The organism is Thermocrinis jamiesonii, assembly GCF_000702425.1.
Lineage (GTDB): Bacteria > Aquificota > Aquificia > Aquificales > Aquificaceae > Thermocrinis > Thermocrinis jamiesonii.
Genome location: NZ_JNIE01000010.1, coordinates 1 through 8,991 on the forward strand (window position 1 = coordinate 1; position 8,991 = coordinate 8,991).

Annotated in this window: 9 protein-coding genes and 1 pseudogene; all 10 read left to right on the plus strand. The window is 42.4% G+C overall.

The features are described from left to right. Window positions 1-788, plus strand: a pseudogene (locus K217_RS07800) (NADH-quinone oxidoreductase subunit L); the annotation flags it as partial. Window positions 789-791: 3 nt separating this feature from the next. After that, window positions 792-2,306, plus strand: a complete 1,515-nt coding sequence (locus K217_RS0107365; protein WP_029552472.1) for a complex I subunit 4 family protein — start codon at window positions 792-794, stop codon at window positions 2,304-2,306. Beyond that, a complete protein-coding gene (locus tag K217_RS0107370) occupies window positions 2,297-3,754 on the plus strand; it encodes an NADH-quinone oxidoreductase subunit N (RefSeq protein ID WP_029552473.1) in 1,458 nt (485 codons plus the stop codon). Before K217_RS0107365 ends, K217_RS0107370 begins: the two co-directional genes overlap by 10 nt. 4 nt (window positions 3,755-3,758) lie before the next feature. Next, entirely contained in the window at window positions 3,759-4,133 is a 375-nt protein-coding gene (locus K217_RS0107375) for an NADH-quinone oxidoreductase subunit A (protein ID WP_029552474.1), read from the plus strand. Window positions 4,134-4,150: 17 nt separating this feature from the next. Then, the gene (locus K217_RS0107380) at window positions 4,151-5,869 is read left to right on the plus strand and encodes an NADH-quinone oxidoreductase subunit D (RefSeq protein ID WP_029552475.1); all 1,719 of its coding nucleotides are present in this window, start codon (window positions 4,151-4,153) and stop codon (window positions 5,867-5,869) included. Between the two features lie 35 nt (window positions 5,870-5,904). Next, window positions 5,905-6,954, plus strand: a complete 1,050-nt coding sequence (gene nuoH, locus K217_RS0107385) for an NADH-quinone oxidoreductase subunit NuoH (RefSeq protein ID WP_029552476.1) — start codon at window positions 5,905-5,907, stop codon at window positions 6,952-6,954. 3 nt (window positions 6,955-6,957) lie between these two features. Next, the gene (locus K217_RS0107390) at window positions 6,958-7,584 is read left to right on the plus strand and encodes a NuoI/complex I 23 kDa subunit family protein (RefSeq protein ID WP_029552477.1); all 627 of its coding nucleotides are present in this window, start codon (window positions 6,958-6,960) and stop codon (window positions 7,582-7,584) included. Then, a complete protein-coding gene (locus K217_RS0107395) occupies window positions 7,584-8,114 on the plus strand; it encodes an NADH-quinone oxidoreductase subunit J family protein (protein ID WP_425477627.1) in 531 nt (176 codons plus the stop codon). Before K217_RS0107390 ends, K217_RS0107395 begins: the two co-directional genes overlap by 1 nt. Then, on the plus strand, window positions 8,095-8,403 hold the full coding sequence (gene nuoK / locus K217_RS0107400) for an NADH-quinone oxidoreductase subunit NuoK (protein WP_029552479.1): 309 nt from the start codon (window positions 8,095-8,097) through the stop codon (window positions 8,401-8,403). Before K217_RS0107395 ends, nuoK begins: the two co-directional genes overlap by 20 nt. A gap of 2 nt (window positions 8,404-8,405) precedes the next feature. Beyond that, a partial coding sequence (locus K217_RS0107405; protein ID WP_029552480.1) for a proton-conducting transporter transmembrane domain-containing protein occupies window positions 8,406-8,991 on the plus strand: 586 nt, incomplete at its 3' end.

The window sequence follows — 8,991 nt, forward strand, 5'->3', positions numbered from 1 at the left end:
TTGTGGGAGCCTTAGCTTTGGCAGGCATTTTCCCCTTTTCAGGCTTTTGGAGCAAGGACCTAATAATAGGCAGTGCGTATGAGGTGTCTTTTGGTTTAGGAGTTTTTGTAAGCTTTGTGAGTTTTTTAACAGCGTATTACATATTTAGGGAAGGGTTTGTAATGTTTTATGGGGAGGAGAGGCACAGAGAGCACTTTGAGGAAGAGCCAAAAGAGAGTCCATCAATCATGCTAATTCCCATGCTCATACTGGCTATAGGTTCTTTGGTGGTAGGATTTTTTGAGGGGTGGTATGTAGGTGTATTGGGGGACAGGAAGGAGATCCATTTGGATATAGCCATAAGTTCTGTGGTTATAGCTTTAGCTGGTATAGGATTAGCCTATTTGGTGTTTGTGAAGAAAGTGTTAGATCCTGAAAAGCTTTATGAGTCTTTAAAGCCCATGCACACAACTTTTAAAGAGCAGTTCTTCACAGAAAAACTCTACCACAAAATACTTGCAAGAGGATATATGAAAACCTCAAGGGCAATGTTTGTGGTTGGAGATAGGTTTGTTATAGATGGTCTTATAAACCTTTTGAACTTCATTTACTTCCGAGTGGTTAAGTTCCTTTGGATAAAGCTGGATGTTTTTACTGTCGATCTGTTTGTAAATGGTGTCGCTAAGCTTTCCTTTAAGTTTGGTAGAAAAGCAAGTGTAATTCAAACGGGTCTTTTGAATAACTACATAGCTTTCTTGCTTTTGGGTTTGGTAGTTTTAATAGGAATAATCATCTACTTTATGGAGTGAGGCATGGATTGGGCGAGCTTTCCGTTCATACCACTTAGTATGATTTTACCACTTTTGGGAATACTGCTCATAGTCTTTTTAGAGGAAAGGCATTCCAAATGGATAGCTCTAAGCTCTTCCGGTTTAACCTTCCTTCTTTCTCTTGTTTCTCTCTTTTACTTTGACTTTTCAAATTCTGACAAGGTGCAGTTTTACCACGAGCTTTTGCTCATTAAAGAATTAAACCTTAAGCTATCCCTTGGTGTAGATGGTCTGTCTTATCTTATGTATATCCTAACCACTCTAACCTCCTTTGTTGCTATCTGTTGGTCTGTAAGGGACCATCAGATCAATCATCGTCTGAAGGAATACTACGCCTGGTTTTTGCTGTCCGAAACTGCCCTCATAGGTGTATTCACCAGTTGGGATTTGCTTGTCTTTTATGTCTTTTATGAGCTAACGTTGATCCCAATGTTTTTTGTAATAGGTATTTGGGGCTACAAGCTTAGGCTCTATTCCGCTTACAAGTTCTTTATCTACATCTTTATATCCTCTTTGTTTTTCCTTTTAGGTATTGTTAGCCTTTCTGTGCATCACTACAAACAGTTTGGAAAGTTTTCCTTCTCGTACTTTGACCTTTTGCAAAACCAATACGATCTCGCTTTTGGTATTTTCCTGTTTTTGCTGTTCTTTATAGCCTTTGCGGTAAAGACCCCTATAGTGCCTTTTCACACCTGGCTTCCCGACGCGCACGGTGAAGCTCCCACCGCTGGCTCTGTAGTACTCGCAGCCATACTTTTGAAAATGGGAACCTATGCCCTCCTTAGGTTTAACATAGGTTTATTCCAAAAGGAAGCAGTTTTCCTTATGCCTTTTCTCGTTCTTTGGGGCATAGTGACCATAGTCTTTGCCTCTTGGTTTACCATAAGCCAAAGTAACATAAAACGCTTTGTCGCCTACTCTTCGATTAGTCATATGGGTTTTGTGGTCGCAGGTATGTTCCTTCTGAACAAAGAAGGACTAAGAGCGAGCATTATTGAAATGTTTGCCCATGGTTTGACCTCTGCCTCTTTGTTTATGATGGCGGGCTTTATCTACAACAGACTACACAGCTTCAACATGCATGCCCTTAGAGGTAGCATAAGGTTTATGCCTGTCTTTGCCTTTTTGGTAGGCATAACCGCCTTCTCTTCTATGGGTCTTCCTGGTGGTTCTTCTTTTTGGGGGAAGTTTTTAACGATCATGGGCGCTAAGGAATACACACTCCAGCTTGCGCTTTTAGTGATTGCTGGTGCCTTCTTTAGTGTGCTTTACATGCTCTACCTTATGAAAACTTTATACTTAGACACAAAGGAAGAAGGAAGGCTTGTTCATTTCTTGGACCTTAGAGGTTTTAAGCTTCTGGCTTTCCTTTTGGTGGTCTTTCCTATGCTTTTGGTCGGTCTTTTCCCTTTCCTATTCTTCTCCTTCTTTGACGCATACATAAACACACTTTTGACTCAATTAGTAAAAGTTGTAGGGGGAATCCCATGGAGATAAAGGATCTCATATCCATTGAGTATCCAAATCTAACTTTGTTCTTCCCAGAGCTAATAGTTTTGATAACTGGTTTCGTTCTCTTTACCTTAGATATTATCAGCAAAAGAATCTCGCACGCTTTAGCCATCGGTGTAAGTATTACGGGCTATCTTATTGCCCTCTTATACATACTGCTAAACTTTGAGCTAAAAGGTGAAACTTTTTACAGTCTCTACGTAAGGGATCAGTTTTCTTCTCTCCTTCAGGTATTTATGATCCTTCTAACCATACTGCTTTTGGCTTTTACGCATCAATACCAGAAATTTAAGAAATCTACCTACAGCGAGTTTTACTACATATTAGCCTTTTCTTTGTTCGGTGCCATGATTCTGTCTAGCTCCTACAACCTACTGCTCATATACATTGCCTTGGAGGCGGTATCTGTTTCTTTTTACATAATGACAGCCCTTCAAAAGGGGGACTTCAATTCAAAGGAAGGTGCCTTTAAGTATCTTATACTTGGGGGGCTAAGTATAGCTTTGGCTTCCTATGGAGCGGTCTTTCTTTACCTTTACGGTGGCTCTATGGACCTCAGACAAATTCTTCATACAGATGCCTCTGAAAAGAAACTTTTAATACTTGGCCTTATACTCTTCCTTTTTGGCTTTGCTATAAAGATAGGTGTGGTTCCCTTTCATTTTTGGCTTCCCGATGCTTACCAGGGAGCGCCCACTCCTATAACCGCTTATATGGCAAGCGTGGGAAAGATTGCCTTTTTTGCACCCGTCCTTAGGGTTATGCCCTTAGTTCAGGAGAGCTTTCATCAAACTTGGGTTTTGACCTTAAGCGTTCTTGCGGTGATTACCTTTCTGTATGGAAACATCACAGCTTTGGTTCAGAAAGATGTAAAGCGCATGCTGGCTTATTCTTCCATTGCCCACTCCGGTTTCATACTTGCGGGCATTGCAGTGGCCGAGACTATAGGACTAAAAGCTGTGATCTACTTTCTACTTGCTTACTCCCTAATGGGAATGCTTAGCTTTTTAGTTTTGGCAGTGCTTGAACGTGATGGAAGGTGGGAAAATCGTATCGAAGAGTTTAGCGGTTTGAGATATTCTCAGCCCTTTTTAGCATCGGTCTTTGCGGTGAGCCTATTTTCCCTGTTGGGTGTTCCTCCAACCGTGGGTTTTCTGGTAAAAGCCCTTGTATTTATGTCTCTGTCCTTTGAAGCTCTTTGGTGGGTAGCAATTTTAATGATAGGAGGGGTGGGCATATCAACGGGTTATTACCTTAGGTTAGTAGTGCTTATGTTCATGAAAGAAAAAGAAAAGGATTTGACGCTCAACCTTACGGGTTTTGAAAGACTGTCTATGGCAATCATGACGCTTTCCCTAATAGTTCTTGGCATTCTTCCCATGATACTTTGGAACTACATAAGTCCTATCTCTGAAATGTTGTTTGGGAGGTAGAGTGATGGATTACTTGGGATTTCTTGTTTTTGCCTTTGTAGTGCTTGGTATTGCACTGCTTATGGTGTTCTTAAATTACCTTCTTGGTCCCAAAGCTCCTTCCTCTCTTAAGGATTATCCTTACGAGTGCGGTGTGCCCCTTTATGACAAGTCAGCCCAAACTACCTTCCATCAGGGTTATTACCTTTTGGGTTTATTGCTTTTACTCTTTGACATAGAAGCAGCCTTTCTATTCCCATGGACGGTTGTTTATAGTCACTTAGGGATGTTTGGCTTTATAGAGATGTTTTTGTTTATCTTCATACTTACCTACGGGCTTTTGTATGCCTGGCGTAAGGGCGTACTTGATTGGCAGTTTGAGGAGGAATACATTGATTAATCCTTAGGAGGTAAAGGATGCCTTGGGCTAAGGAAGAGGACTTTTTGGACTTAAAAGGTAGGTTTAAAAGCTTAGAAATTGAAGTAAAGCCTACCATTACAAACCTTCATGTGTCAAAGAATGAACTCATAGAACTTTTAAAAACGCTCAAAGAAGAAAAGGGTTACAAGCTTTTTATAGATCACTCGGTGGTAGATTTTCCCGAAAAGTCTCCAAGGTTTCAGGCTTTTTACATCCTTTACAACGTGGATGAAAGAAAGAGGGTTGTTGTAAAAACTTGGACTGATGGAACTTTGCCTTCTATTGAAAAGCTCTGGTTTGCAGGAAAGTGGGCCGAAAGGGAATGCTATGATATGTTTGGCATAATTTACGAAGGGCATGAAAACTTAGTAAGGGCTTTTATGTGGGAAACTTATCAGTATCATCCTCTGAGGAAGGACTTTCCTTTGGAAGGTTATGCCAACGAGTATCTTCCTTCTTTAAATGAGGTGCTACGGGGTGATAATCTGCAGGGGCTTATGAACTACGATCGGATGCACACTCCAGTGCCAACTTTGGAAGACCTTGAGATAACAGAAAGGAAAAGGTTAAAGAAAAAGGCTCAGCTTGTTTTAAACTGGGGACCTTTGCATCCGGGAACCCACGGCACCATGTGGTTTTTGTTTGATTTGGAGGGGGAAAGAATTGTCCAGTGTGATGTGATCCTTGGACAGCTTCACAGAGGGGTGGAAAAGCTTGCGGAAAACGAGATGTATAACCAGTTTTTGGTCTATACAGACAGGATGGACTACATATCTGCCCTTTGCTCCAATCAGGCTTGGGTTGTTGCGGTAGAAAGACTTTTGGGCATAGAGGACCTTGTTCCAGAAAAGGCTAAGTATATAAGAACCATGATGTCTGAGCTTCAGAGAATAAACTCCCACCTTCTTTGGCTTGGCACCTACGCCTTGGACATAGGAGCTCTTACTATTTTCCTGTATGCCTTCAAAGAAAGGGAAAAGCTTATGGACATAATAGAGGGTATTACGGGTGCAAGGCTAACCATAAGTTATCCAAGGATAGGTGGGGTTAGGATGGACTTGCCAGAAGGTGCCCTTGAGGTTATAAAGGCTTTCATAAAGAGGTTTCCAAAAGAGCTAAAGGATTGGGAAACGATCCTAAGTAGGAATAGAATATGGCTTAGAAGAAACGTAGGTGTAGGTGTGATCAGTAAAGAGGATGTGTATTTTTACGGACTAACGGGTGCGGTAGCGAGAGGCTCTGGCATTCCCTACGATATCAGAAAGTTTGAACCATACGATGCCTATCCTTGGGTAGAGTTTGACATCCCAGTAGGTGAAAACGGCGATGTCTACGATAGGTATCTTGTGAGGTTGGAGGAGATGCGTCAAAGCGTAAGGATCATAGAGCAGTGCGTAAGAAAGCTTGAGAGTATGCCAAAGTCTGCACCCTTCTTTGCGGAATCTCCGGATCCAAAGAAACTGAAGCTTTCTTTGGACGGCATAGGACTAAAGGTTCCAGAGGGTGAAATATACTCTTCCGGTGAAAACCCAAGGGGTGAGCTTGGATTTTACATTTACTCCACCGGCGGAGTAAAACCCTACAGGGTGAAGATAAGGCCCGGCTCTATGTATAACCTGTGCGTCTATCCAAAGCTTATGAAAGACAGGGTGATTGCGGATGCAGTTGCAGTGTTGGCAAGCTTGGATCCAGTGGTGGGAGAAATAGATAGATGATGTGATAAACTAATTAAGCCTTTTTGGAGGTGCAGATGGAAGGGCTTTTGGTTCAATTGATAATAATAGGTATAAAAATTTTGTTTATTCTGGCTATAGTTCTTGGTTTGGGAGCCTATCTTACGCTCGTAGAAAGAAAGGTAGCAGCTCACATTCAAAGAAGACCTGGGCCAATGGTAGTAGGTTGGCACGGGCTTTTACAGCCTTTAGCAGACGGTCTAAAACTTATAACTAAGGAAGATATATTTCCAAGGTATGGAAACAGGTTTTTATACAACTTAGCTCTGGTTTTAGCTTTGGTGCCTGCAGTTTTGGTCTTTGCGGTGGTTCCCTTTGGTCCAGAGTTTGAAATCTTTGGCATAAAGATTAAACCCATCCTGACTGATGTAAATGTGGGGCTTTTGTTGGTTTTTGCCCTCGGTTCAATGGCAGTTTACGCCATAGCCTTGGCTGGTTGGGCTTCCAACTCCAAGTATGCATTGATCGGCAGTATGAGAAAGGCAGGCATAATAGTTTCCTACGAGGTGGTGATCACCTTTGCGGTAATGGGTCCCATAATACTGGCTGGCACGCTCTCTACTTACGAAATAGTCCAAAGGCAAATAGATCAAAAGCTTTGGTATATATGGCTTCAGCCCATAGCTTTTGTAATATACATGTTTGCCTTGCTTGCGGAAGCTGGAAGGGTGCCCTTTGACATTCAGGAAGCAGAAGCAGAGCTGGTAACCGGCTTCACTGTAGAATACGGGGGCATAAAGTTTGGTCTCTTTCCGTTGGTAGAGTGGTATGTGGAGGTGCTTTCCCTTTCCGCCATAGGGGTGGTGCTGTTCTTAGGCGGATGGTCTCCCATAAACATTCCCTTTGTGGGCTTTGTGGATCCATTGTTTTTCTTAGGACCCTTATCTCCCTTTGTGTGGTTTGCTTTAAAGGTAGGGCTTTTGTTTCTCTTTGTTCTTTGGCTTCATTGGACCCTTCCAAGATACAGGATAGACCAGATTACAGAGACCGCATGGAAAGTAATGCTTCCCTTAACTTTTGTAAATTTAGTCCTTACTGCAATAATCGCACCAATCGTTTGGAGGTAAGCCATGATAAAAAAGGTTTTTGAAAAACCATTGAGCTGGCTTGAGAGGATCTTTTTCATAGACTTTATAAGGGGACTTTCTGTTACCATAAGGCACGCCTTTAGCAAAACTATAACTACTCATTATCCATACGAGAAGCTCACACCACCCAAAAGATTCAGAGGATTTTTTGGGCACAAAGTGGTGGATGGTAGAGAACCTCAGCCTGCCTTTGATGAATGGGTAGAGAGGTTCAAGATAGACGTTCAGCCCGGAAAGAGTAGATGCGTGGTGTGTATGCTGTGTAAAAGAGCTTGTCCTGTGCCTCAGCTGTTTGAGATAGAGGGAGAAAAACTGCCCAACGGAAGGAGAAGAGTAAGCGTATTTAACATGAACATGATGCTTTGCACCTTCTGTGGCTTCTGTGTGGATGCATGTCCTGTAGATTGTCTTTTTCAAAGCGACATACACGAGACCGCAAGTTATACAAGAAGGGACGCAGTTTTAGACTTAAAGACATTGGAGCGCATCGGAAGGGATTGGCAAAGGAGAAGAGAACAAGAACCGGATCGTATATGGATAGATGATCAGCAGAGGATGAGGCTATGGTATGAAAACGACTTAACGCTTCCAGAGGTGAAAAGGAAATGATGCAGTGGTTAGCTTTTCTATTCTTCGGATCTTTGGCTATTCTCTCTGCCTTAGGAGTAGTCCTCTTTTCAAATGTTGTGTATGTAATCCTTTCTTTGCTTTCTACGCTCGTTATGGTTGCGGGTGTGTTTTTTGTGGCGGGTGCGGAGTTGGTTGGAGCCCTTCAGCTTTTGATTTACGCAGTAGCCATTGCAGTATTTTACATACTCGTGCTTACCGCAGTCCCCTGGGAAAAGGCTCTCAAAAAGGACAGTCACTACCGAGTGGAAGGTGTGCTGACTTTTCCCATAGTTTTGGCTTTTTACTTGGAGATCATCCTCGTTTTTCTACTCGGCGTGAGCGTTTCACCAAAAGGAGAGATAAGGGAGTATATAAAAAGCTTGGGCAATACGGAAGTGGTTGGTTCTGTGCTTTTTAGCAAATACTTCTTTGCCTTTGAGCTTGTGTCTTTGGTGCTTTTGGTGGGTATGATAGGTGCGGTGATCATAGGAAGGAAGGAGGAAAAGACTTATGAAGATGGTTCCCCTTGAGGCTTACCTCATACTTTCTATAATCCTCTTTGGTCTTGGTGTGTTTGGCATGATTGTAAGAAGAAACTTAGTCACTATACTTATGAGCGCAGAGTTGGCGCTCAATGCGGTAAATATTGCCTTTGTGGGCGCAGATGCCTATCTGGGATTGGCGGACGGTCAAATCTTTGCTTTGTTTATCATAGCCCTTGCGGCGGTAGAAGCAGCAGTAGGTCTTGGTATAATAGTAGCTATATTTCGCCTGAGGAAGGTAGAATCCAGCGATGAGCTTACGGACATGAGGGGGTAATAATGGAAATCGGGATAATCCTTTTTCCCTTAATATCCTTTCTCGTAGTAGGTTTATTTGGAAGGAAGTTAGGAGATTTACCTTCTGCCATCATCACAGTTCTTGGATCCTTTTTTGCCTTTTTGCTCTCCATACCAGCATCAATAAAAGCTCTCTCTTCTCCATTCTCAGTGTCACTTTATGAGTTTATCTCACTCGGAAACTACACCCTAACGCTTGGACTTTACTTTGACCCACTCTCTTCCCTGACCGCATCCTTGGTATGCCTTATAGCAACCTTGATCTTCATCTACTCCATCGGATACATGCAAAACCTCTTTGGTCAATGGACCTACAAGTTCTACGCATACCTATCCTTTTTCCTCTTTTCTATGCTCATGATCGTCCTTTCGGACAACCTCCTTGGTATGTTCTTTGGTTGGGAAGGTGTGGGCCTTGCTTCTTATCTTCTTATCGGATACTTCCATCAGCAAAAATACGCTACAAACTCAGCCTTTGAAGCCTTTGTAATGAACAGAATAGGAGACTGGCTTTACCTTTTTGGCATTTTCGCAGTCTTTTATCTGTTTGGCAGTTTAAACCTTCTTG

What these genes read in the sequence shown, in the direction of transcription:
- K217_RS0107365 (WP_029552472.1), top strand. Translation starts at nt 792, where the DNA reads ATGGATTGGGCGAGCTTTCCGTTCATACCACTTAGTATGATTTTACCA.
- K217_RS0107370 (WP_029552473.1), top strand. Translation starts at nt 2,297, where the DNA reads ATGGAGATAAAGGATCTCATATCCATTGAGTATCCAAATCTAACTTTG.
- K217_RS0107375 (WP_029552474.1), top strand. Translation starts at nt 3,759, where the DNA reads ATGGATTACTTGGGATTTCTTGTTTTTGCCTTTGTAGTGCTTGGTATT.
- K217_RS0107380 (WP_029552475.1), top strand. Translation starts at nt 4,151, where the DNA reads ATGCCTTGGGCTAAGGAAGAGGACTTTTTGGACTTAAAAGGTAGGTTT.
- nuoH (WP_029552476.1), top strand. Translation starts at nt 5,905, where the DNA reads ATGGAAGGGCTTTTGGTTCAATTGATAATAATAGGTATAAAAATTTTG.
- K217_RS0107390 (WP_029552477.1), top strand. Translation starts at nt 6,958, where the DNA reads ATGATAAAAAAGGTTTTTGAAAAACCATTGAGCTGGCTTGAGAGGATC.
- K217_RS0107395 (WP_425477627.1), top strand. Translation starts at nt 7,584, where the DNA reads ATGCAGTGGTTAGCTTTTCTATTCTTCGGATCTTTGGCTATTCTCTCT.
- nuoK (WP_029552479.1), top strand. Translation starts at nt 8,095, where the DNA reads ATGAAGATGGTTCCCCTTGAGGCTTACCTCATACTTTCTATAATCCTC.